The sequence below is a fragment of the Novosphingobium sp. MBES04 genome (genome assembly GCF_000813185.1).
GTDB classification, from domain to species: Bacteria; Pseudomonadota; Alphaproteobacteria; order Sphingomonadales; family Sphingomonadaceae; genus Novosphingobium; species Novosphingobium decolorationis.
In genome coordinates, this window is record NZ_DF850489.1 from 1127796 (window position 1) to 1150430 (window position 22635).

The window sequence follows — 22635 nt, forward strand, 5'->3', positions numbered from 1 at the left end:
CTTCTTGCAGGTCACCCGGCGGAACCGTGTCCGGTCCCTTTTGCGCGTGCATCCCGGTCAGGGAAGCGTGCATTCGAAACTTGCCGCAGCTTGCGGATCGCCCGATCCGAGATAGCGTGGGTAGGCGGGATAGCGGCACAGCGGGCGGCTGCGCCCGCTGGTTTCGGAGGCGCCGTCGGTGCCGATCGGGTCCTGTGGGGCGATGCCCTGTTCGACCCAACGATCAAGCGCGCCCAGGGCATCCCACTTGAGCGTGAACGTGCCATGTCCATGACCGAATCCCGGCACGAGGTAGTAGCGCACGAAGTTGTCCAGACTGGTGCCATAACGGCCCTCGAGACTCTGGAAATAGGCGCTGGTCTCGGCGGGGGGTACGGCCATGTCGGTGCTGCCCTGCACCAGCATCAGCTTGCCCTTTCGGGTACCCTTCGCATCCTTTCCATCTGGGCCCCGGAAGGCGTCGATGTCGGGATTCTTCGCATCCCAGATCCTGGAAAGCTCCTGGATCCGTTGCGACCAGCGGGCCTCGTCGAAATCCTCCACGCGGGCAGAGGGATCGCGGGTAATGAAGTAGCGGATCACGCCGGAATTGAAGCCGTAGTAGGCCGTCTTCGTCCCGTCCTTGCCGCTCTGGTCCATGTAGAAGCCGCCGAGATCGCCGCCCTCGAAAACCGGGAATGGCCCCATTTGGGAGATCCCCTGGGCGAAGGCAAAATCGAAGTGAACGGGGTTTGCCGCCACGCGCAGCGCCTCGATCTGGCCCGATGAAAGGCAGGGCGTGCCCCCTGCCCCTCCGTCCGGGCACAGCAACCGGGTCACGTCAAACGCCTTGGCGCACGCCTTCGTATTCCCCACGATGCCGTCCTCGAGCCCGTCAAGGCCGTCGCAACTGCGCAGCACCGCACCTTTGAGCAGGGCCTGCTGCGCGCTGTCGAGCGCGTGGCCGGGGCTGCCGTAAGCCGCCTGCCACAGCCGCTGCCAGACAGGCGTCAGCAACTGCGCGGGGTAATAGGCAACGATCCCATCGTAGTCCGATCCGTACCGCTGCGCGGCGACGAGGGCCTCGTGCCCGCCCTTCGAGCCGCCGATGAAATAGGTTCGTGCTGGTGCCTTGCCATAATAGAGTTCGGCAATCGCGCGGGCCGCATCGCGCGCGCGCTTGACGCTCTCGCCCAGGTAGTTGCGCATCGCGGTCTCGTTCATGCCGAAACTACCGTCGAAACCCGAAGCCCCGGTATGGCCCCCGTCGCTTCCATAGGTCAGATAGCCTGCAGCAAGCGGGGCCGCGTCTTCGGGACCGTTGGCGATGGCCCCTTGCGCGCCGACCAGTGTGCCATCGAAACCGCCGCCGCCGAACTGCACGGCCTTGCCGTTCCAGCCCTCGGGCAGATTGACGCGGAAACGCACAGGCGGATCGCCGTCTCGGACCGAAACGACGGCGCCGGTTACCTCGCAGAACGGCCGGGTGCCCTCTTCGATGCGGCGCGCTTCCACGATTTTGATTCCGCGCGAGGGCAGCGCGATGGCCTGCGCTCCAGGCGCGCGATCCCGCAGGGATGCGCAATCCGAGACGGTACGAGCCGACGGCGCCCCCCTGCCCAGCGCGACGCCGTCATCCGTCGCCGAAGGCGCGGACGTTGCGCAGCCTGCCAGTGCACCTGCTGCGAACAGGGCCGGCAGGCCTCGCGCCATGACAGGCAGAGGCCGCGCCAGATTTGCGGACCTGGGAAGGTTGCGCATCATGCGCCTCACGCCGATGCCCGGCGGCGGACGATGGTGCGCGGTACGGTGTATTCCACAAGCCCTTCACGCCCGCCCTCGGTGCCGACACCCGACTGCTTCCACCCGCCGAACGAGGCGAAGGGGGAAAGGTACTGCGTCTCGTTGATCCATACCGTACCGCTCTGGATCCGCGCGGCAACGGCCGCGGCGGCCTCCTCGTCGCTGCCCCATATCGAACAGCCAAGGCCGTATTCACTGGCGTTGGCGCGCGCGATTGCCTCCTCGACATCCTCGTAGACGAGGATTGGCAGAACCGGGCCGAACTGCTCTTCCTGGACGATCCGAGCCTCTTCGGGCGGGTTGTCGATCAGCGTCACGGGAACGAAATAGCCGTTGGCCGGGACGTCGCCGGCCGCCTCGAATAGGAAGCTGTGCCCTTGCGCCCGGCTGTCCTCGAGTAGGTCCCGGACCCGATCGAACTGCGGCTTGTTGTTGAGCGGACCGAGCCCTACGCCCTGCTCGGTGCCATCGCCGAGACGCACCGTCCTGGCATAGGCAACGAGGGCCTCCTTGAGGCGCGGGTAGACGCTGCGGTGGACGTAAAGGCGCTTGGTGGCGATGCAGATCTGTCCGTTGTTGCGAAACGCGGCCCAGAACAGGTCCGGGGCGATGCGTTCGACATCGGCGTCGGGCAGGACGATTGCGGCATCGTTCCCACCCAGTTCGAGCGTCACGCGCTTAAGCGTCGCGGCGGAGGAGCCCATCACCCGTCGTCCCGTCGCCGTGGAGCCGGTAAAGCTGATCTTGTCGACCCCCGGATGCGCGGTCATGGCCGGACCGAGGCGGTCCTCGCCGCAGATCACGTTGAGCACCCCGTCGGGCAGTATCCCGCGCGAAAGCTCGGCCATGCGCAAGGTCGTGAGAGGCGTAAAGGGCGAGGGCTTGAGCACCATCGTATTGCCCGTGACGAGGGCCGGACCGATCTTGAACATCGCCAGGAGCAGTGGGAAATTCCACGGCACGATCGCGCCGACCACTCCCAGCGGCACGCGCTGGGTCACACTGAGGCGGGTTTCGGTGTCCTCGTTGACTTCTTCGGGCAGGTCGAGCGCGCAGACCCCCTTGAGCCAGCCCGCGCAGCCCATGACCTCGCGCTCTGCCTCGTGGAGGGGCTTGCCCTGTTCCTGTGTGAGCAATCGCGCCAGCGGCGCGGTCTGGGCAAGAATCGCTTCGGCGAAAGCTACCAGACGGGCACGACGTTCGTTCAGGTCGAGCGCCGACCAGGCGGGGAAGGCGGCACGTGCAGCGGCGATGGCCTCGTCGAGCTGTTCGTCGCTGCAATCGGGCACCCGGGCGATTTCTTCGCCGGTCGCGGGGTTCGTCACCCCGCAGGTGCCCTGCCCCGTTGCCACGCGCTTCCCGTCGATCAGCATCGCGTAGTCGCTTTCCGAATTCATGGTCCTCGCCCTTTTCTTCGCGTTTCCCGTGTTTAAGCCTCCTCCCATCCCGGCATGCCCCCTCCCAAAGGAGGGGCAAGCGCGGCAAGTGAAGCGATAGGCCTTTTCGTCAGCAAGATGGGGCATTCATGCCCGACACCAAGGAGAGGTTCATGGAAACGCGCGCAGCGGTGCTCGAAAGAGCAGGTGACGAATTCGTCCTTCAGGACGTGATGGTGGAAGAGCCACGCGCCGACGAGGTCGTGGTCAGGATCGAGGGTGTGGGGCTGTGCCACTCGGACATCGTTTTCGCCGAAGGTCACAGGCCCTACCCCATGCCCGCCGTGCTCGGCCACGAAGGTGCCGGAATCGTCGTTTCCATCGGCAGCGAGGTCACCGATTTCGCTCCCGGCGACGCCGTGATCCTGGGCTTCTCGAGCTGCGAGGCCTGCCCCCGCTGCGACGAAGGCCTGCCCGGTTACTGCGCGGATTTTGCCCCGCTCAACTTCATTGGCTCGCGGCGCGACGGGACCACGGCCTACCGGCGAGGGGATACCAAGGTCGCCTCGCACTTCTTCGGCCAATCCTCGTTCGCGCGCCACGCGGTCACGCGTGCGGGTAACCTTGTAAAGGTACCCGAAACATCGCTCGACCTGTCGCTCCTTGGTCCGCTGGGCTGCGGAATCCAGACCGGTGCAGGCGCAGTCATGCGCGCATTGGCGTGCGCGGCGGGTTCAAGCCTCGTCGTCGTGGGCGGCGGTTCGGTCGGGCTCTCTGCGCTGATGGCGGGATCGGTGCAGGGCTGCGCGAAGATCGTCCTGGTCGAACCGATGGCAGAGCGGCGTGCGCTCGCAATGGAACTGGGGGCCAGCGCGACGATCGACCCGCTTGCCGGGCCCCTCACCGAGCAGATCCTCGCACTCCTTCCGGGCGGCGCCGACTACATCGTGGATACCACCGGCCGTCCCGACGTGGCCACAGGCGCGCTCGATTCGCTTGCCGTGCACGGCACGCTGGCGCTTCTGGGGGTTCCCCACGATGCCGCCGCGACCATCCCCCTGCCGCTCTCGCGCACAATGCTGCGCGGGCACCGCGTGATCGGCGTGGTCGAAGGCGACAGTGACCAGAAGACCTTCATCCCGGAACTGATCGCACTGCGCGAGGCGGGACGCTTTCCCTTTGATCGACTGATCCGCACTTTCCCCCTGTCACAGATCAATGAGGCGATCGCCGCACAGGCCCGAGGTGAATGTATCAAAGTCGTGCTGCTGCCCGATGCCGATTGCGCCGAAGAAAGTTGACGCGATGAAACTCTTCCATTCCAATTTCACCCGCTCCTTCCGCGCCCTCTGGGCGCTGGAGGAAGTGGGCGTGGCATACGAGCTGGTCACGATGCCCTTCCCGCCCCGCGCGACGACGCCTTCCTTCAAGGAGGAAAATCCGCTGGGCACGATCCCACTGCTGGTGGACGGTGCGACACGGATGACCGAATCCGCGGCGATCTGCCAATATCTGGCCGAGCGGCATCCCGACGCGGGACTGGCCGTGGCGCCGCATGACCCGCGCTATGGAGACTATCTCAACGCACTCCACCACGGCGAGGCAACGCTCACCTTCCCCCAGGCCGTCTACCTTCGCTATTCGCGCTTCGAACCGGCCGAGCGCCGCCTCCCGCAGGCCGCCGAAGACTACCGTCTGTTCTTCCGCTCGCGCCTGCGCTGGCTCGATGGACAGTTGCAGCGGGGAGCCCATGCTGCCGGTGCGGATTTCACGATTGCCGACATCTCGACGGGTTATGCCCTCATGCTGGCACGCCGGATCGGCATCGATGAGGTCCTCAGCCCTGCCCAGGTTGACTATCTTGAGCGTTTGACCGCACGGGACGCCTTCCAGCGCGCGCTGGCACGCCAGGAAACCGAATAGCCCACCATCCCAGTTCCGGCTTCACGTCGAGAGCCGGCACAGAACGATAGAACGAAGGCCGCAGCTGAGTAGCTCCGGCCTTCGCTCTGTGCGCCACAGCCCTGCCGGGCGTGAGCGCGGTTCAGACAAACGCGAACGTGTTGATCCCATCCTCACAGGTGACGCGGATCGTGCGCCCGAGGGGATCGCTTTCGTGGGCTACGTGCGCCGCGTCGCGCCGGTCGGTGGGGCTACGCGCGATAAGGCGTGCGCCCTCCGCGGTCCGCGCAACGACGACGGCATAGGCTGGACCTTCGCGATCGTGCTGAACCGTATAGGTTTCGACCTGCGCGTCACCGGCGTAGGTTTCCAGGGGGACGAGCCCAGGCACCGCATCTAGGTCCGCCTGGAGCTCCCTGCTGTCCTGCGCCAGCCACCCGCGCGGTTCGGTGCTGTAGATCCCGGCGCTGTATTTGGACAGGTAACCACCGTTCGCACCGACAAGCGCGGCACATCCGGGCGCGCGGCGTGCGAAGGCCACGGCTTCGGCAATGGCGTGCAGCGAATAGCCGTTGCCCGGCCCTCCGAAGAACGGCAGACCCCCGGTCAAAGTGAGCCCACGAGGGTCGTCAGGGGCAAGGCCCAGCCCGTCGAGAGCGGCGTTGGACACGGCGATCGGGAAGCAGCTGTAGAAATCGAAGCCCGCCACCTCTCCGACTGCAATTCCCGCCTGCGCGAGTGCAGTGCGGCAGGCCGCAACGGCCGAGGGGGCCGCGCCCATGTCGGGACGGCTCAACAGGGATTTTTCCACCCCGCGGGCATGGCCGTGAAGATAGACCATCGCCTCCTCGCGCACGCCCATTGCACGCGCGGCACCGCGCGAAGCCAAGAGCAGCGCCGCCCCCTGATTGACGAGATCGCGGGCCACGAGTTGCAGCGTGTAGGGATCGGCGATCCAGCGGTTGTGCGCGTGCGCTTCGCCAAGGCGGGCCGCATCGACATGGCCGACGACCGCTGCGGAATACGGATTCGCGCGCGCAACCGGGACGAACGGGGCAAAGAGCCCGGCCATCGCGGTGGCATAGTCCCCCCGGCTCTCCCCACGCGCCGCGCGCCGCGCGTTCTCAGCAAGGGCGTAGGCAAGCGTCGGGCTCGCCACACCATGACGCGCGGCCAGCGGATCGCGCCAGCCCTCCAGCCCCGCGCCGCGATCCTCCACCTCCCCTTCCGGAGCCTCCGTAAAGTCGAGCTGCGCCCCGGTCTTCCGGGCATGTCGCGCGGTCGAGATCGCCTCTCCCCCCGCGAGCAGAACGAGATCGGCCTGCCCCCCCGCGATTTCCGCGCAGAATTCGCCGACGAGGTCCTGGGGCGTGTTGCCGCCCGCCTTTTCCCAAACCGCCCGGGCCGGGTTCGCTCCGAGACGCTGCGCAACCGAGCGCGGATAATTCGACGACTTGCCGAAGGGGGCCGGCAGGCCGAGCGTATCCTCGAAGGTGCGCGTGGTCGCGATCACATCAAGGCGCGCCGCGAGCGCCGGGTCGAGACCGGCATCCGCAAAGGCCAGTCGCGCGGCCTCGGCGGCGAGATCGACGCCGGACCAGGCATGGTAATCAGGTGCCTCGATGCGATCGACGCTCTGTCCCGCGCCGATGAGAACGGGCGTCCGATCATCGAGCCGAGCGGTGGTCGACGCCATGTCAGCGCCCCTTCCAGACCGGCGCGCGCTTCTCGGCGAAGGCCAGCGCGCCCTCGCGCGCGTCCTCGCTGGTCCGGATCGCCGCCATCTCACGGTGGGAAAGGGCCCAGTCCGCGGCCTCGTCCGGCACTCCCTCCGGCATGTAGCCGCGGGCGATGCGCTTCGTGGCCTGCACCGCCAGCGGCGCGTTCGCCGCAATGCGGCGGGCGATCGCAAGAGCTTCGCCCATTACCTCCTCACGCGCAACGACCCGGTTGACGAGGCCAAGGTCGCGCGCCCGGTACGCGTCAATGGTGTCCCCCGTCAGCAGCAATTCCATGGCCGCCTTCGAACCGATCGCGCGCGGCAGACGGAAGGCGCCGCCGGCGGCCGCCAGAATACCGCGCTTCACTTCGGGCAGACCGAAATTCGCGGTCTCGGCGGCCACTGCGATGTCGCAGGCCAGCACGATCTCCGTTCCTCCCCCCACCGCGAAGCCATTGACCGCGGCAATGAGCGGTTTGGACAGCGGATGCGAAACGATCCCGGCAAACCCCCAGGCCTCACGCTCGCCGGGCGGGACGGGCCGCTCGCCGCGCGCCGCCGCTTTGAGGTCCATGCCCGCGCAGAAGGCACGCTCACCCGAGCCGGTCAGCACGATACAGCGCACTTCGGGATCGGCTTCGGCTGCCTCGAGTGCTTCCCCGACCTGCAAGGCGACATCGGCCGTGATCGCGTTCATTGCCTGTGGGCGGTTGAGAGTAACGACCATGACATTCGCCTCGCGCGCGACGAGGACCTCGCACGAGGATGGCGGTAGGGTGGACATGCGGGAGTTCCTTCCGGGGGATTGGCGGTTGGCCGACGGGCCGTTCAGATAAGACCGAACCGGCGCGCCACGGTAATGGCCCCAGTCCGGTTTCGGACGCCGAGCTTCCCGTAGACGTTCTTGATGTGCCACTTGAGTGTGCACAGCGAGACGTCGAGCCGATCGGCGATGTCACGGGCGATCATCCCGCTGTCGAGCGCCATCAGCACTTCGGCCTCGCGCGCAGTCAGCTTTTCGAGCGGGGCCGCTTCGGCATCTTCGGGCGGGGTCATGCCCATGCGCGCCATTACGTTGGCCATGAAATGACGCGACTGGGTGCTGATCTGATCGTCGACGACCATGTGCGCGATCATCGCGCGCAGCGCCCATTCAAGATCGAGCACGGTGCGCAGCAATTGGCCTGACGCCGCCACCGCGATGGCACGCGAGAAGCAGCGCCGCGCGGTTCCCAGTTCGCCCAGCGCCCATTCGCAGGCGGCGCGCAGCAACATCAGCGACGTCATCCAGCGGCGTTGCCCATGGAGTTCGGCGAAATCGATCAGGGGCAGAAGCAATTCGCGGGCCCCGGCCGCATCCCCGTGCGCGAAACGGAGCCAGGCTTCGACGGCCTGGAAATCGAGTTCCATGCGCGCATCCATCCGGTTAGCCATCGCATCGCGGACCGCATCGAAACGCGTGCTGGCTTCTTCCACGCGGCCTGCACGGATCAACATCCGGACCCCGAGCAGCTGGCCCATATGCGAATAGAACCAGCCATGGATGCCGTCCTGGTGCACCGATAGGAGCGCGGCGTTGATGCCCTGGCTGTGCTCGACAGATGCCGTCATCGCCTCCTGCGCAGCGATGTGCAGGCGCGGCAGACCATAGCTGCTGGTCGCATAGCCGTGGTCAAGCCCATCTTTCACCGCCTCGAAATTGTCGAGTTCGAGCTGGACCGTCGCAGAAATCAGCCCAAGCATCTTGGCCACGGTCGAATTGCGTCCGCACGCGCTCTGGGCATGGCTCTCGGCCCGCTCGATAATGTCGAGCGCCAGTTGCGCCCGCCCGCCATCCAGCTCGGTCAGCGCCTCGATCCCCATGGCCCAGACGTTGCCCGCCTCGTTGGCGGACTGGGTCGAATAGTGACGCGCCATGAGCAACATGCGGCGACAGGCGCGTTCGTCGAAGGCATAGCCGTGGGCAAGGGCGTACATGATCGCGACGCCCGCGGCCTGCAGCGCATCGTCGTTGGCCCAGCGGTCGAGCCAGTCCTGGGAGAGTTGGCGGGTCTGCTCCGCGTCCCCGCGTCGCGCCGCCACGGTGATGCGCAGGCGTTCGGCGAAGGCCATCGCGGCATCGTCGCCTTCGGCCAGTTGCGGCACGATCCGTTCGAGCCGTGCCTCGGCCTCGTCGAGCCGCATCGAGAAGGCCAGCGCGCGCACGTACCACAGTTGCAGCTCGTGCCCGAGGTACCCGCCCTTATGCTCCACGCTTTCCAGCCAGCCCAGCATCTTGGGACTATCCCCCTGCTGGCGCCGGATGCGTGGGGCGTGGAGAGCCAGAAGCCGTGCGGCCTCCTCGGCGAGATCCATCCGCAGGAGATAGTCGATCGCGACATCTTCCAGGCCCTGCGCCTCGTGCCAGCTGATCGTGGCCAGAAGCGCCTGCGCGTCGTCCTCAGGCGCGACCGGGTGGACGCGGTTGAAGTGGCGCCGCAACGCCGGAGGCAGCTTCAGGAACCCATCCCGCTCACTTGGCACAAAGAGCATGAACTCGTCGCGACAGCGCAGAAAATCGGCGGCTCCCCGTGTGCTGAAGGCCACTTCGACAAGATCCTTGGAAAGCAGGTCGAAGACCGCGCACCGCGACAGGAACGCCACGAGGTCAGCCGGAAGCACATCGTCGACGAAGGTGCGGAAGAAACCGCGCGCCGCCGCACCCTGCAGCAAGGGAGCGGCAGGATCGGCCCCGCGATCGCGCGATCGCAGGATCTCGACACCGGCAAGCGCCGCTGCGGGCCAACCAGCGGTGTCCTGGTGCAGACGGCGGGCGAGATCGTCGCTTCCCGAAACACGCCCCTCCAGCAAAGCGGACGTTTCGCCAAGTCCGAGGCGCATATCCTCCACCCCGACAACCTGCGCCTTGCCGCTCATCTGCAACGAGAGCCAGTCGATCGGAGGCAGGTTGCGGCTCGCAAGCACGACACGTTCGCCAGTCTCGCCCTCGCCAATCAACGTGTGGACGCGTGCGGCGTCAAGATAGGCGCCATCGTCCACGATGCGGACGCCGGGCCCCCGGCTGACGGGCCCCTCGATCCGCATGCCCAGGCTATCGGCGAACGATTGAAGCAACGCCGATTTGCCATAGCCCGCCGGGGCCGCAACGACGACCAGGCGCGCGCGCGCCGCCATCAACTTGTCCAAGGCGCTCTGGCTGGACGCAGGGCGCAGTTCCGCCTCGATCCGCATCTGACTCTCCCGTTCTTGTTCTCTGGCGATGCATCTGAAACCAGGTAATCATGAATTGCAAGCAACCACCCCTCCCAAAGGAGGGGGCAGGCGGTGTGAAGAGCGGCGATCAGGTCACTCAAGACTGTGCGAGCCACCAGCACGCACCGATGGGGATGAGGAAAGACCGCGCCGCGAAGCACCTTCGCCGGCCCTTCCCGACCGCCTCGTTCCATCGCCGCTGGCCGAAGCACCCGGGCCCATGCCCAAAGACATTACAGCAGAGAAGCGGATCGAAAGGACCGGCTCGGACATGAAGCAAAAAGCGATTCTCGAGGGGATCCGGATCACGGACATGACGAGCGTGATCTTCGGCCCTTATTGCACGCAGATCCTGGCTGACCTCGGCGCCGACGTAATCAAGGTCGAACCACGCGGCGGCGATGCCTCGCGCAACATCGGCAAGTCGTCGCACACCAAACTCATGGGCGGATTGCACTTGCGCATGAACCGGGGCAAGCGGTCAGTCGACTGGGACATCAAGACGCCGAAGGGACGCCATGCACTCGAACGCCTGATATCGACGAGCGACGTGCTGATCCACAACATTCGTCCCGACGCCACCGAACGCGCGCAGCTCGATTACGAAACCGTGCGCGCGCTGCGTCCGGACATCGTCTACGTGCAATGCACCGGCTTCGATACGCGTGGCCCGAGTTCCGGTCAGCCGGCCTATGACGACATCATCCAGGCGGCCTCGGGCATCGCCTCGCTGCTGCCGATGGTGGACGCCAATCCCGCGCCTCGCTTCGTACCGATGGCCATGGCCGACAAGGTATCGGGCCTGCATGGCGCTTATGCCGTCCTCGCCGCGATCATCCACCGGCTGCGCACCGGTGAGGGCCAGATGGTGGAGGTTCCGATGCTGGAATCGCTGGTCAGCTTCAACCTGCTGGATCACCTCTACGAGGAGACCTTTGTGCCGCCGATCGGCCCGATCGGCTACACCCGCCAGCTCGATCCGACCCGACAGCCCTTGCCCACCAAGGATGGCTACATCGTCGTCGCCCCCTATCAGGACAACCGCTGGATCCGTGTCTTCGAACTTCTCGATATGTCCGAGATTCTCGAGGAACCGGGACTTACCGACCTCATGTCACGACGTGAAAACGCCGACCGACTCTACACCGCGCTGGCCTCGCGCCTGCCCGAGCGGACCACCGCGGAATGGCTCGCGCTGTTCGCGGAAAACAGCATTCCGGCCAGCCGGATCAACTCGCTGCACGACCTGCTCGAAGACCCCCAGCTGGCCGCTTCAGGCCTCTTCCGCGAGCGCGAACACCCCAGCGAGGGCACCTACCGCGAAGTGCGCGGGCCGGTCCGCTTCTCCGCCGGATGCCCCGAGGAGGTTTGCCATGCACCGCGGATCGGCGAACATTCGGCCAGCGTCGCGCACGAACTCGGCCTCGAACCGGAGCAGATGCCATGATCCTCACCGATGAACACCGCCTGATGGCCGAGACCGTGCAGCGTTTCGTCCGCGAAGAGATCAACCCCCACGTGCCCGAGTGGGAGCGCGCCGGCATGTTCCCCGCGCACGAATTGTTCCCCAAGCTGGGCGAACTGGGCCTGCTTGGCATCAAGTACGAGGAGGACTACGGCGGGCTTGGTCTCGACTTCACCTATTCGCTGGTCATGGCCGAGGCGCTGGGCGAGGCCAATTGCGGCGGCGTGCCGCTGGGCATCGGGGTGCAGACCGACATGTGTACGCCCGCCCTGGCCCGCTTCGGCTCGAGCGAACTCAAGGCCGAATACCTTGCCCCGACCATCGCCGGAACACTGGTGGGCTGCATTGGGGTAAGCGAGCCTGGCGCGGGATCGGACGTCGCCTCGCTGCGCACCAGCGCCCGAATTGACGGCGACGACTACGTCATCAATGGCACCAAGATGTGGATCACCAATGGCCTCCAGGCCGACTGGTGCTGTCTTCTCGTCAACACCGGCGATGGACCGGTCCACCGCAACAAGAGCCTGATCATCGTTCCCCTCGACCTGCCCGGCATTACCCGGGCCAAGATCGACAAGATGGGCATGCTGTCCTCGGATACGGCCCAACTCTTCTTCGACGATGTGCGCGTGCCGCGCCGCAACCTCATCGGCGAGGAGGGCAAGGGGTTCGTCTACCAGATGCAGCAATTCCAGGAGGAACGCCTCTGGGGTGCGGCGCGAAACCTGCGCACGCTCGACCGGATGATCGACGAGACGATCGAATACACCCGCCAGCGCAAGGTCTTCGGCAAGGCCCTGCTCGACAACCAGGCGATCCATTTCCGCCTCGCCGAACTGCGCAGCGAGGTCGAGGCGCTACGCGCGCTGACCTATCGCGGCGTGGACGAGTACGTCGCGGGTAATGAGGTGACGCGGCTCGCCTCGATGGCCAAACTCAAGTCCGGGCGCCTGATGCGCGAAGTCAGCGATTCCTGCCTCCAGTACTGGGGCGGCATGGGCTACACCGCCGACAACTACGTCTCCCAGTTCTACCGCGACGGGCGCCTGAGTTCGATTGGCGGGGGCGCGGACGAGATCATGCTGACCATCATTGCCAAGCTGGAAGGCACCCTGCCCCGCAACTGACGTCCGTCCTTCCAGGGAGCCCCCCCCAATGCTCGACCGCTCCGAGAGCCTACTCTTCGACGAAGACCTTCACGCCTTCCGCGCGAGCATTCGGCGCTTCCTCGCCCGAGAATTCACCCCTCGCATACCCGAGTTCGAGGCGTGCGGACGCATCGCGCGCGATTTCTGGCGCAAGGCCGGCGAGGCCGGAATACTATGCCCCGGGGTCCCTGCCGAATACGGGGGCCTCAACCTCGACTTCCGTTTCAACACGGTGGTCAACGAGGAGGTGTCCTATGCGATGATGGCCGACGGCATCACGCTGCAATCAGACATCACCATGCCCTACCTGCTTCACCACGCCGGGCCTGAACTCAAGGAACGCTGGCTGCCGGGCATGGTCACAGGAGAAGTGATCGCGGCGATCGCCATGACCGAACCCCAGGCCGGATCGGACCTCAAGGGTCTGCGCACACGGGCGCGACGCGAAGGATCGGACTACGTGATCAACGGCGCCAAGACCTACATCACCAACGGTCAGAACGCCGACATCATCTTCGTGGTGTGCCGGACCGATCCCGAAGCCGGCGGCCAGGGTTTTTCGCTGATCCTGGTCGAAGCGGACCGCCCCGGCTTCACGCGCGGTCGCAACCTCGACAAGATTGGGCACTGGATGGCCGATACGTCCGAACTTGCCTTCGAAAACGTGCGCGTGCCGGTCGGAAATCTCGTGGGGGAGGAAAACCGTGCGATGGCCCACCTCTTCGACGAATTGCCGCAAGAGCGGCTGAGCATCGCCGTTTCCGCGCAGGCCGCCGCGCAGCGCGCCTTCGACGAGGCGCTGGCCTTTACCCGTGAGCGCACCGCCTTCGGGCAGCCCGTTCTCGATTTCCAGAACACCCGCTTCACGCTCGCCGACATCGCAGCCCAACTGCAGGTGGGCTGGGCCCACCTGGACTGGCTGGTCCAGCGCCATCTGGCCGGCCGTCTGACCGCGGAGGAGGCCGCCGCGGCCAAGCTGTGGCACAGCGAGATGCAGTGGCAGGCCTGTGACAACGCTCTCCAGGCGCATGGCGGCGCTGGCTACATGAACGAGTTTCCCATCGCCCGAATCTGGCGAGACGCGCGCGTGCGGCGGATCTATGGGGGAAGCAGCGAGATCATGCGCGAGATACTTGGCAGAGGCCTTGCGCGCACTTGATGCCGGGATATCGATCCATCGATCCAGTTCCTTTTGCCTTCCATTGTCCGCTCCAGCAGAAGCTCTGATCCAGTCCCCGGCGTTCCCTGCCCGCTCTTGTGCTGCATCTGCTGGCGCAGCGGGCTGATCGAGACAGTCATGGCAGGTTCCTTTCCGTTCAAGGAACTGCCCGCCTCGTCCCGCTAAGGCCCCACGTACACCGCGCTCAATCGCCCCATGCACCCTCCCACGCAAGCAGGTTTGAGCATGGGGCGATACGGGCCCGTGCGATCCTGGCGAGCGGACATCCGCGCCCAGACGTCTCGGACGGGTCCTGAGCCTAGAAACGGACCCGTGCGCCCACGGTGAAGAAGCGGCCGACGATGTCGTACAGCGCCCCGTCGTACATCCGCGCAAAGCCCAGATTCAGCGAGTTGGTCTGGCCTACCCGCGGCGCCTGGTTGAACAGATTGTTGACGTTCATGAACAGTTCGGGACTGCCCATCCGCTCGTCCTCGAAGCGATACCGCAGGGTCAGATTGGTGTAGAACACGCTTTTCACCGTGTTGTCATCGACCGTCGTGGGAAGGACCACCCGCGTCGTCTTGCCGACATAGCGTTCCTGCACGGTCATCGTGAAGCCACCGTTCGTATAGCTGGCAAGGAAGTTCGCACGCCAACGCGGCAGGGTTGGAGTACCCGCCTGCTCGACCGTGGCCGCCCCGGGGTTCGAGAATCGGTATTGATCGAGATAGGTGCCCAGTGCCCGCAGGTTCAGGTCTCCGTTGCCCACTTCGGTCTGGTAGTTGGCCTCGAAGTCGACGCCCGAAACGCGCGCGGACTGCACGTTCTGCAGCGGCGCATTGATCTCGACGATCCGCCCATCCGAGCCGCGCGAGATCAACGAACAGAACAGCGCGTTGCCGACACCGCACTGGTCGACCACCGTCTGGAAAGCGACCTGGGTGATCGCGTCGGAAAGCTTGATGCGATAGTAGTCGACCGACAGGCCGAAGCCGGGAAGCCAGTCGGGCCGGTACACCGCACCCGCCGTCAGCGTGCGCGCCTTCTCCGGCCCCAGATCGGCGTTGCTGCCCGAATAGCTGAAGATATTAAGGAAGGTCTCTCCGTTGAAATTGGGGTCGCGGACGGTCGTGACGCCGCGCACGACGCCGCCGAACAGCTCGTTGATGTTGGGCGCACGAATGTCCTGTGACAGGCTGGCGCGCAGGCGGAAGCCATGGAACACTTCATCGGTGAGGCCGACCTTCCACGTGGTGACGGCGCCGCTGGTGCTGTAGTCCGTCCGCCGGATCGCGGCGTTGAGACTGAGGTCCTGCGCCAGCGTCACGTCCCGCAGCAGCGGCACCTGCAGTTCGGCGAATGCCTCCTTCACGTTGTAACTGCCGGAACTGGTCTTGAGGTTGCCGGCGGTAAAGCCGTTTGCCTGCCCGATCGGGTCGGCCACCTGATCGAGCGAGACCTTGCGGTATTCCACGCCCACGGCGCCCGTGATGGCTCCTGCCCAGGCATCCACGACATCGCCGTGCAGTGACAATGCCGCCACGTCCTGCTTGGTGGTGGAGCGCGCGATCGAGGTGGCGGTCAGGTAGTCACGCTGGGCTTGCGTGAGAGGGGTTTCGCCAAACGGATTGGTCGGTACACAGCCATTGCCCGGATCGGTGAGAGACGAGCGGCACACGATCCCCCCATCGGGGGCAAACACGGCATCGGTTGCGAGCCGCGAGCGGGCCTGGATGCGATTGTTCTGCGCACCGTACCGGGTTTTTGACACACTGTGCGAGCCATAGATGTCGAGCTTCCAGTTGCCCCACAGGTTGGCGTTGGCTCCGATCGTCGCATTCCAGGTGTCGCTGTCGAAGAAGGTGACGTTGCGGCCGTAATTGCGGTCGATCTTGCCCAGCTGGATCGCGCTCAGCCCCTGCTCGTCCATCAGGGCTCCGATCGATTCAGGCAGATAGGCGTTGTCGCGGCGTACGGTATAGGCCCCGTTGGCGCCCAGGTTGAAGAAGTAGAGATTGGGCGATGTCGAACGGGCGTGGCCGAAGCTGCCTTCGGCGAAGACCTCGATGTCGTCGGTCAGGGCGTACTTGGCATGGCCATAGGCGCTCCAGTTGCGCGTGCGCGCAACCAGGGTCGAGGGATAGCTTGCCCCGTCGCCACCGACTTGCAGCGCGCCGGTGCTCTCGGTCCCGGGGGTGTAGGGAACCGGATTGCCCGCAGCATCGAACCGGATCGTGTTGAGGCCGGGCGTGATGATCCGGCCACCAAACGTGCCTGTCGCGATGGTCGCGTTTTCACGGTAGATAAGTTGGGGCTGCCCGGGCTGCCCGGCCAAGGGGTTGGGGATCGTGGCGGCACTGATGAGGTTGTAGTCGCGCTGGTCGGCCTCAAGCAGTTGCTGCCCGTTCATGTTGAAGCTTGCGACCACGTGGCCCCGGCCGCCCCCGAAACTGGTGCCTCCCGCCACTTCCACGGCGTACGATCCGGCATCGCCGTAGGTCGAGATGCCATGGCGGGCTTCGGCGGTCAGGCCCTGGTAATCGGTGTCGACAACGTAGTTTACAACGCCCGAGATCGCGTCCGAGCCATAGGCGGACGAGGCACCGCCCGTGACGATATCCACGCGCGAGATCAGCGCCTGCGGAAACACGCCTGTATCGACCAGACCCGATCCGCCGAAGATGGCCGGTCGCCGCCCGTTCAGAAGCGTCAGCGTGCGGTTGGCGCCAAGGTTGCGCAGGTCGGCGGTGCTCTGTGTGCTTGGCCCGCCGCCGATTGTGGGGTTCGGGGTCGCGGGCGTACCTGAAGCCGTCAGCTGGGGGAGCTGGCGCAAGGCCTCGGCCAGGTTGGGCGCGGTGTTGCGCAATTGCTGGCTGCTCAGGACCGTCACAGGGGTGGGGGCCTGTTCCCCGTTGGTGATCGCGCGCGATCCGGTCACGACGATTTCGGCTGCAGGCGCGGCCTCCTTCGCCGAACTGCCAAGATCGGTGGCTTCGGCCTGGGCCAGAGCGTTCACAGGCGCAATGGCAACGGAAGACGCAAGTAGGGCATGGATTAGTTTCACGATGGTTTCCTCCCCCGGTATCGGGTTTATTTTTGTCCAGGTTCGAATACGCCGTTTGCCCTGCCTTCTGCCCCTTCTTTGGTAGGGGCCGCATTTTTCCTTTTCGGGTCGGGGACTCTTGCGCGCCGTGCTGCGTGGAAAGCCATGGCCCCCACCACCATCCTCACGACAGGCTGTTCGTTTCGCACCGAAATTTCGGAGCCCCATCCTATAGGAGGGTGTCGTGGAGTGGCGGGGCGGGGATTTCAGGCCCCGAAGAAATCCGTAAATCCGGCGTGGCCGCAAGAGGCCTCCCTGCCAATGCCGCCCTTCTCAAGGGCAGGCGTGCCGCGCGGGTGGCGCGGCGGAAAATCCGAACAGGACGGGCCGCAAGTGCCCGCGCACGAAGATGGGAAGGAATGCACGATGAAACCCAAGGCCCGACTTCTTCTAAGCCTTGCCGCCGTCGCGCTCTTGGCCCGAACCCCAAGCCCGGCACGGGCGGATGAGGCGCGCGATGCGGCCTCAAAGGATGCCTCCGAAGCGACGCGCCGATATTTCGAGGAGACCACCGGCTCGCTGGCCTGGGAGGATCGGGAGGACGAGGCCCTGGCCACGCGCGGCCTGGTCGCGACGATCCCATCGCGCGAGATCCGCGATGCGCAGGGTAATCTCGTGCGTGACCTGCACGATACGGACATCCTTGAAGGAGAGCGCCCGGCGACCGTCAATCCCAGCTTGTGGCGCAACGCTCGGCTGCTGGCGAACGCGGGCCTCTTCAAGGTCACCGACCGGGTCTATCAGGTCCGGGGTATCGAACTTGCCAACCTGACCGTCGTTCTGGGCGACAAGGGCAATGTCGTTATCGATACACTGACCACGGTCGAGGCGGCCCGCGCGGCGATGCAGCTTGTCCGCGATACGCTTGGCGACCGGCCGGTTACCGGCGTGATCTACACCCATTCGCATATCGATCATTTCGGCGGCGCTGCGGGCGTCATCTCTCCCGAAGAAGCGAAGGCGCGCGCGATACCAATCGTTGCCCCGAAGCACTTCTATCAGGAGGCGGTGTCCGAAAACGTGATCGCCGGACCGGCGATGAGCCGGCGCACGATGTACGCCTTCGGCCATCTCATCGGTGTGGGGCCAAGAGCGGACATCAGCGACGGCATCGGCCCCGCCTTCAACCGCCTGCGTCCGGGCACCAACCGTATGCTGCGACCGACCCTTGAAATCGGCGAGGCCGCAGACGACGGCAAACCACTCACCATCGATGGCATCGATTTCGAATTTCTGTACCTGCCCGGCACCGAGGCGCCCGCGGAAATGGCAATCTACATGCCGCAGCTGCGCGTGCTCGACATGGCGGAAGTCGCCAATGGAAGCCTGCACAACATCCTGACCCTGCGCGGTGCACAGGTGCGCGATGCAAAGTCATGGGCGGACGGGCTCACCCATGCCCTGCGGCGTTTCGGCAGCCGTACCGACACCCTGATCACGTCGCATTTCTGGCCGCGCTGGGGCAATGCCAAGATCCTCGATTTCCTGTCTTCGCAGCGCGACACCTACAAGTACCTGCATGACCAGAGCGTGCGGATGATGAATGACGGGCAGAACGGACAGGAAATCGCCGAAGCACTCGCCCTGCCTCCGGCGCTGGGGCAACGCTGGTTCAATCAGGGCTATTACGGCACCCTCAGCCACAATTCCAAAGCGGTCTACCAACGCTATCTTGGCTGGTACGACGGCAATCCCGCCCATCTCAACCCGCTCCCTCCCGAAGCGTCGGGACGCAAGCACGTCGAAGCATGGGGGGCGCGCAGGCGGTCCTTTCAAAGGGGCGGGAGGCCATGGCCGCGGGCGACTACCGGTGGGCTTCCGAGCTGCTGTCGTACCTCGTCTTCGCCGAACCGGACAACGAGGCCGCCCGGTTTGCCCTGGCCGACAGCCTCGAACAGCAGGGGTACCAGGCCACCAGCTCGCAATGGCGCAACCAGTTCCTCTCCGGGGCCCGAGAGCTGCGCGAAGGTATCCGGACAGGCCAGTTCGATTCTCTTGCGGGAACGATACCGAACCTGCCACTGAGCGACATACTCGATCTGATGGCAGTCCGCCTCGTTCCGGACAGGGCCCTTGCATCCCCGATGGCCTTCAATCTGAAACTTACCGACGAGACCGAGGCCGAGACAGGCGAACAGATTTCGATCCGCAATGGCGTGCTTGTCCATCAACCGCTCGGATCGGACCTCCCCCAAGCCCCTCTTTTGCAGCTGACTCGCGCGCAATTTGTGGCGGCCATCACCCATAGGCCGGTTCCCGGCGAGGTGCCCGAGGCCGAACAGAAGTTGCTCACGCGATTTACATCCCTGTTCAAGGCGCCATCCGGTAACTTCGGCCTGGTGACACCGGGACCATAACCAGGCCGGCGGTCTCGCCCGCCCATAAGGGCCACCTCGGTCTGCGACACGACTTGAGTTCAATATTTCGCAGTCTGAAAGTGCGCCGCGAAGTGTCGCTTGCCGATGCGCGCTGACGAGCCCGCGAAATCAGGAGACTTGGCGCAACTCGGTCACGAACTCGTACCGATCACCGCGATAGACCGAGCGGGTGAATTCGATCGCGCGCCCATCCGTCGTCGTCGTCGTGCGCTCGATGCGCAGGACTTCGGAATTGTGCTCGATACACAGTATACCGGCCTCGGTGGGTGTCGCCAGAGAAGCACGCACCCGCTGGGTGCCCGAGACAGGCCGGTGGCCATGCGCTTCAAGCGCCTCATAAAGTGAATCCCCCAGCCCTTCGAGATCGGGCAGGAATTCGGCCGGAAGCACGGCGTTCTCGATCGCAAGCGGTTCACCACCGGCAAGTCGTACCCGGCTGAGCCGTACCACACGCTCCGAAGCGGTGATGCCCAGAACACTCGCTTCTTCCTCCGTGGGGCGGGCGTAGGAACGGCTGATCCAGACCACCCCCGGATTTTCGCCGCGCAATCGTGTTTCATCGCTGAAACTGCTCAACTTTTCGCCCGGCGCCTCGATACGGCGGGCGACGAAGGTACCGGACCCCTGCCGCCGCACGAGAACGCCTTCATCGATAAGCTGTTCGATACCCTTGCGAACCGTCACCCGCGAAAGCCCCGCCAACGCACAAAGATCGCGCTCGGACGGCAAGGCGCTTCCTGCTTCAAGAACGCCTTTGCCGATCTGCTCGCGCAAGGATCGCGCAAGTTGCAGATAGAGCGGTGTGCCCTCGTCGCTTCGCGTCCAGACAAATTCCCCCATTGTCAGCTCTCTCGCCGTTCGAGCGCCGGGAGTATCCGACGCAGGTCCCCTCCCGAGGTGGCGAGCTGTCGGGCGCCTTCCTCCGCCGAAAGCCCCTTCGCAACCAGAATGCCCAGCCGGATATCGTTCCTCGCCAAGTCCAGCGCGGCCATCGCAGCAGCTTCATCCACCCCAGCGATATCCTGAACCATAGAGCACCCGCGTTGCAACAGTTTCTCGTTGGTGATGCGCATCGCCACCATGCGGCCATCGTAGACAAGGCCCATGCGAAGCATGATCGCCGTCGAGAGGAGGTTGAGGATCGCCTTCTGCGCGGTTCCCGCCTTCATGCGCGTGGAGCCGGCCAGGACCTCGCTGCCGGTGACGGCAACGATCGCATGCTCGGCGCAGGCGGCCAGAACCGATCCTGCGTTGTTGGCTACCGCGATGGTGAGCGCACCGGCAGCACGCGCGGCTTCCACTGCCGCGATGGTATAGGGCGTGCGGCCGCTCGCCGCGATACCGATCACCACGTCCTCACGGCAGATCCTGGATTGTGCGATTTCGGCGCGCGCGGACTCGCTGTCATCCTCGGCACCCTCATAGGCTTCGGTCATGGCATCGAGACCGCCCGCCATCAGGAACACGAGACGTTCCATCGGCCAGCCGAAGGTCGGATTCAGCTCCACGCCGTCCTGCACGCCAAGGCGTCCCGAGGTCCCGGCCCCCACGAACACGAGACGTCCGCTCGTCCCCAGCCTTTCCGCTGCGGCCTCTGCCGCCGCCGCAATCGCCGTGGTCTGGGAATGGATTGCGGCAACGGCCGCCATCTGCCCTTCGAGCATGGCCTCCACCGCCTGTTGGGTGGGCCAGAATTCGAGATCGCGGTAGCGCGGATCGAGCGCTTCAGTTTTCATCATATCCTTGTCGTATTCGCATGAGGGGCAGGACTGTCAGGCGGGAACGGGGCGCGGGGCTTCCCCGGGCACGACGGCACAGACACAGAAGGCGACCAGCGAGGCGATGCAAAGCTGGAAGGGGAACGAAAGACCCAGGAGAACTGCGGGCAGCCCCAGCGTCCCGGCGATACCCGGCTGCAGGAGCAGCACCGTGACGAAGCCGATCAGAAGTGAGGCAATGACCGAACCCGTGCTCCCGCGCCGCGTGAACAGCGCCGTGAAATAAACACCGATCAAGCCTGCGTAGGTGAAAACCATAACCTGCAGCGCAAATTCCAGCAGGCCCATCTCGGTGTAGCGCTGCCAGTAGAAGGACACGATCGCCATCAGGAACATGGCAAAGCCGATCACACCCATGCCCGCGCGCCCGGCCTGCACGAAGTGGTGCTCCTCGACAGAGCCACGCGTCTCGCGCCAGGGCCGATAAAAATCCTGGATAAGCACCGAAGACATGGCGTTGAGCGCCGAATTGGTGGTCGCCACCGCCGCCGCACAGATCCCGACCGTAACGAGGCCGCGCAGGCCAGCGGGCAGCTGGGTCAGGATATAGTGCATGAAAATACTGATCTTCTCACCGCCGAATTCGTTGCCGGCGATCGCCGTTGCGCCGCCCATCAGGTCCGGCCGATCATAGAAGACGTACAGCAACAGCCCGATGACAATGAACATGCCAACCACGGGCACGGTTGCAAACACCGAAAGATAAAGGCTCCTGGCCCCTGTCCTTGCATCCTCGCAGGAAAGCAGGCGCTGGGTCGTATCCTGGTCCATGCCCGCATTGGCGATGTAGAGAAGCGCAAGGCCCGTCACGACACCCAGCATCGAGAAGGGATGCGAGGGATCGAGCGAAAAATCGAACAGCCGTAGCTTGTTCACACCTTCCGGTGTCTGCATCAGCCCCTGCACGATCTCGCCGGTCGAGGCCGGAATCGAGAGGCGCAGGAAGACCAGCACCGCGATGGCCGAGCCAAGATAGACGATGAACTGGATAAGGTCGTTCCACAGGACCGACTTCAGGCCGCCCACAAACGTGAACAGCACGCTTGCGATCACCAGCACCGCAGCAGTGATCATGATACCGCTGGCATCGACCGTGCCGCTGATCACCATCGCCAGCGCGATGGCAGCCAGATAGACGCGCGCACCACCTGCAAAGACACGCCCGACGAGGAACATGCCTCCGGCCCAGCGCGTAGCCTTCTCGCTGAAGCGCAAGGTCAGCAATTCATAGGCTGTCGTCGCCTTGATCGCATAGAAGCGCGGGATCATGATGTGGGCCACGAAGATAGCCCCGATCAATCCGCCGATATTGCCGCTGAGATAAGTGAGGTCCCCATGGTAGCCGTAATCCGGCCCGCCGAGGAATGTCGCCGCCGACTGCGTCGCTGAAAGAACTGAAATTGCGGCGAGCCAGGCCGGAACGGTCCCGCCTGCAAGGAAATAGTCGCGCGCCGAAGCGGTCTTGCGCGGCGTGAAAATCCAGCCTCCGGCAACCAGGAGGAAAAGGTAGGCGGCGATGACCAGCCAGTCCAGAAACGAAAACGGCAACGACAAACTCTTACTCCACTA

The 22635-nt window shown here is 65.0% G+C and carries 15 protein-coding genes and 1 pseudogene; 7 read left to right on the forward strand and 9 right to left on the reverse strand.

Annotated elements, in window-relative coordinates; translation table 11 throughout:
- Positions 1-57: 57 nt before the first annotated feature.
- Both MBENS4_RS18815 and MBENS4_RS18820 read right to left on the reverse strand, forming a co-directional pair.
- Positions 58-1494: a tannase/feruloyl esterase family alpha/beta hydrolase gene (locus MBENS4_RS18815; protein ID WP_159108100.1), complete on the reverse strand. Its 1437-nt coding sequence runs from the start codon at positions 1492-1494 to the stop codon at positions 58-60.
- 254 nt (positions 1495-1748) lie between these two features.
- Positions 1749-3179, reverse strand: a complete 1431-nt coding sequence (locus tag MBENS4_RS18820; protein WP_039393664.1) for an aldehyde dehydrogenase family protein — start codon at positions 3177-3179, stop codon at positions 1749-1751.
- 152 nt (positions 3180-3331) lie between these two features.
- Between MBENS4_RS18820 and MBENS4_RS18825 the strand changes: the two genes are divergently transcribed.
- Positions 3332-4459, forward strand: a complete 1128-nt coding sequence (locus tag MBENS4_RS18825; protein ID WP_039395501.1) for an NAD(P)-dependent alcohol dehydrogenase — start codon at positions 3332-3334, stop codon at positions 4457-4459.
- Between the two features lie 4 nt (positions 4460-4463).
- Entirely contained in the window at positions 4464-5081 is a 618-nt protein-coding gene (locus MBENS4_RS18830; protein ID WP_039393666.1) for a glutathione S-transferase family protein, read from the forward strand.
- A 121-nt stretch (positions 5082-5202) separates the two neighbouring features.
- On the opposite strand, the gene MBENS4_RS18835 is transcribed toward MBENS4_RS18830, so the two are convergent.
- The 3 genes from MBENS4_RS18835 to MBENS4_RS18845 are packed head-to-tail and all read right to left on the reverse strand — an operon-like array spanning position 5203 to position 10011.
- Positions 5203-6756: a hypothetical protein gene (locus MBENS4_RS18835; RefSeq protein WP_052322543.1), complete on the reverse strand. Its 1554-nt coding sequence runs from the start codon at positions 6754-6756 to the stop codon at positions 5203-5205.
- Between the two features lies 1 nt (position 6757).
- Positions 6758-7564 carry a crotonase/enoyl-CoA hydratase family protein gene (locus MBENS4_RS18840; protein WP_039393668.1) on the reverse strand — a complete coding sequence of 269 codons (807 nt, stop codon included), beginning with the start codon at positions 7562-7564 and terminating at the stop codon, positions 6758-6760.
- 44 nt (positions 7565-7608) lie between these two features.
- Positions 7609-10011, reverse strand: a complete 2403-nt coding sequence (locus MBENS4_RS18845) for a LuxR C-terminal-related transcriptional regulator (protein WP_039393670.1) — start codon at positions 10009-10011, stop codon at positions 7609-7611.
- Between the two features lie 292 nt (positions 10012-10303).
- On the opposite strand from MBENS4_RS18845, the gene MBENS4_RS18850 reads away from it, so the two are divergent.
- Genes MBENS4_RS18850 through MBENS4_RS18860 form a run of 3 tightly spaced genes read left to right on the forward strand, consistent with a single transcriptional unit; the run spans position 10304 to position 13804 of the window.
- Positions 10304-11479: a CaiB/BaiF CoA transferase family protein gene (locus tag MBENS4_RS18850; protein ID WP_039393672.1), complete on the forward strand. Its 1176-nt coding sequence runs from the start codon at positions 10304-10306 to the stop codon at positions 11477-11479.
- A complete protein-coding gene (locus MBENS4_RS18855; protein ID WP_039393674.1) occupies positions 11476-12624 on the forward strand; it encodes an acyl-CoA dehydrogenase family protein in 1149 nt (382 codons plus the stop codon). Before MBENS4_RS18850 ends, MBENS4_RS18855 begins: the two co-directional genes overlap by 4 nt.
- 28 nt (positions 12625-12652) lie before the next feature.
- Positions 12653-13804, forward strand: coding sequence for an acyl-CoA dehydrogenase family protein (locus tag MBENS4_RS18860; protein ID WP_039393676.1), 1152 nt, complete (start codon positions 12653-12655; stop codon positions 13802-13804).
- A 319-nt stretch (positions 13805-14123) separates the two neighbouring features.
- Here the strand turns inward: MBENS4_RS18860 and MBENS4_RS18865 are convergent, their stop codons facing one another.
- Entirely contained in the window at positions 14124-16871 is a 2748-nt protein-coding gene (locus tag MBENS4_RS18865; protein WP_159108101.1) for a TonB-dependent receptor domain-containing protein, read from the reverse strand.
- Positions 16872-17276: 405 nt separating this feature from the next.
- Between MBENS4_RS18865 and MBENS4_RS24920 the strand changes: the two are divergent.
- Positions 17277-18820: pseudogene (locus tag MBENS4_RS24920) on the forward strand (alkyl/aryl-sulfatase); the annotation flags it as partial.
- A gap of 132 nt (positions 18821-18952) precedes the next feature.
- Positions 18953-19267, forward strand: a complete 315-nt coding sequence (locus MBENS4_RS25540; protein ID WP_144401002.1) for an alkyl sulfatase C-terminal domain-containing protein — start codon at positions 18953-18955, stop codon at positions 19265-19267.
- A 129-nt stretch (positions 19268-19396) separates the two neighbouring features.
- On the opposite strand, the gene MBENS4_RS18875 is transcribed toward MBENS4_RS25540, so the two are convergent.
- From MBENS4_RS18875 to MBENS4_RS18885, 3 genes are read right to left on the reverse strand one after another with little or no spacing between them, the layout of a single operon-like run.
- Positions 19397-20128 (reverse strand): GntR family transcriptional regulator, encoded by a 732-nt coding sequence (locus tag MBENS4_RS18875; RefSeq protein WP_039393679.1) that lies wholly within the window; start codon positions 20126-20128, stop codon positions 19397-19399.
- Positions 20129-20130: 2 nt separating this feature from the next.
- Positions 20131-21024, reverse strand: coding sequence for an N-acetylmuramic acid 6-phosphate etherase (locus tag MBENS4_RS18880; RefSeq protein ID WP_199904454.1), 894 nt, complete (start codon positions 21022-21024; stop codon positions 20131-20133).
- Positions 21025-21060: 36 nt separating this feature from the next.
- Positions 21061-22614: a sodium:solute symporter gene (locus MBENS4_RS18885; protein ID WP_242405015.1), complete on the reverse strand. Its 1554-nt coding sequence runs from the start codon at positions 22612-22614 to the stop codon at positions 21061-21063.
- Between the last annotated feature and the right edge of the window lie 21 nt (positions 22615-22635).

What these genes read in the sequence shown, in the direction of transcription:
- MBENS4_RS18875 (WP_039393679.1), bottom strand. Translation starts at nt 20,128, where the DNA reads ATGGGGGAATTTGTCTGGACGCGAAGCGACGAGGGCACACCGCTCTAT.
- MBENS4_RS18835 (WP_052322543.1), bottom strand. Translation starts at nt 6,756, where the DNA reads ATGGCGTCGACCACCGCTCGGCTCGATGATCGGACGCCCGTTCTCATC.
- MBENS4_RS18830 (WP_039393666.1), top strand. Translation starts at nt 4,464, where the DNA reads ATGAAACTCTTCCATTCCAATTTCACCCGCTCCTTCCGCGCCCTCTGG.
- MBENS4_RS18825 (WP_039395501.1), top strand. Translation starts at nt 3,332, where the DNA reads ATGGAAACGCGCGCAGCGGTGCTCGAAAGAGCAGGTGACGAATTCGTC.
- MBENS4_RS18845 (WP_039393670.1), bottom strand. Translation starts at nt 10,011, where the DNA reads ATGCGGATCGAGGCGGAACTGCGCCCTGCGTCCAGCCAGAGCGCCTTG.
- MBENS4_RS18850 (WP_039393672.1), top strand. Translation starts at nt 10,304, where the DNA reads ATGAAGCAAAAAGCGATTCTCGAGGGGATCCGGATCACGGACATGACG.
- MBENS4_RS18880 (WP_199904454.1), bottom strand. Translation starts at nt 21,024, where the DNA reads ATGAAAACTGAAGCGCTCGATCCGCGCTACCGCGATCTCGAATTCTGG.
- MBENS4_RS18820 (WP_039393664.1), bottom strand. Translation starts at nt 3,179, where the DNA reads ATGAATTCGGAAAGCGACTACGCGATGCTGATCGACGGGAAGCGCGTG.
- MBENS4_RS18855 (WP_039393674.1), top strand. Translation starts at nt 11,476, where the DNA reads ATGATCCTCACCGATGAACACCGCCTGATGGCCGAGACCGTGCAGCGT.
- MBENS4_RS18860 (WP_039393676.1), top strand. Translation starts at nt 12,653, where the DNA reads ATGCTCGACCGCTCCGAGAGCCTACTCTTCGACGAAGACCTTCACGCC.
- MBENS4_RS25540 (WP_144401002.1), top strand. Translation starts at nt 18,953, where the DNA reads ATGGCAGTCCGCCTCGTTCCGGACAGGGCCCTTGCATCCCCGATGGCC.
- MBENS4_RS18840 (WP_039393668.1), bottom strand. Translation starts at nt 7,564, where the DNA reads ATGTCCACCCTACCGCCATCCTCGTGCGAGGTCCTCGTCGCGCGCGAG.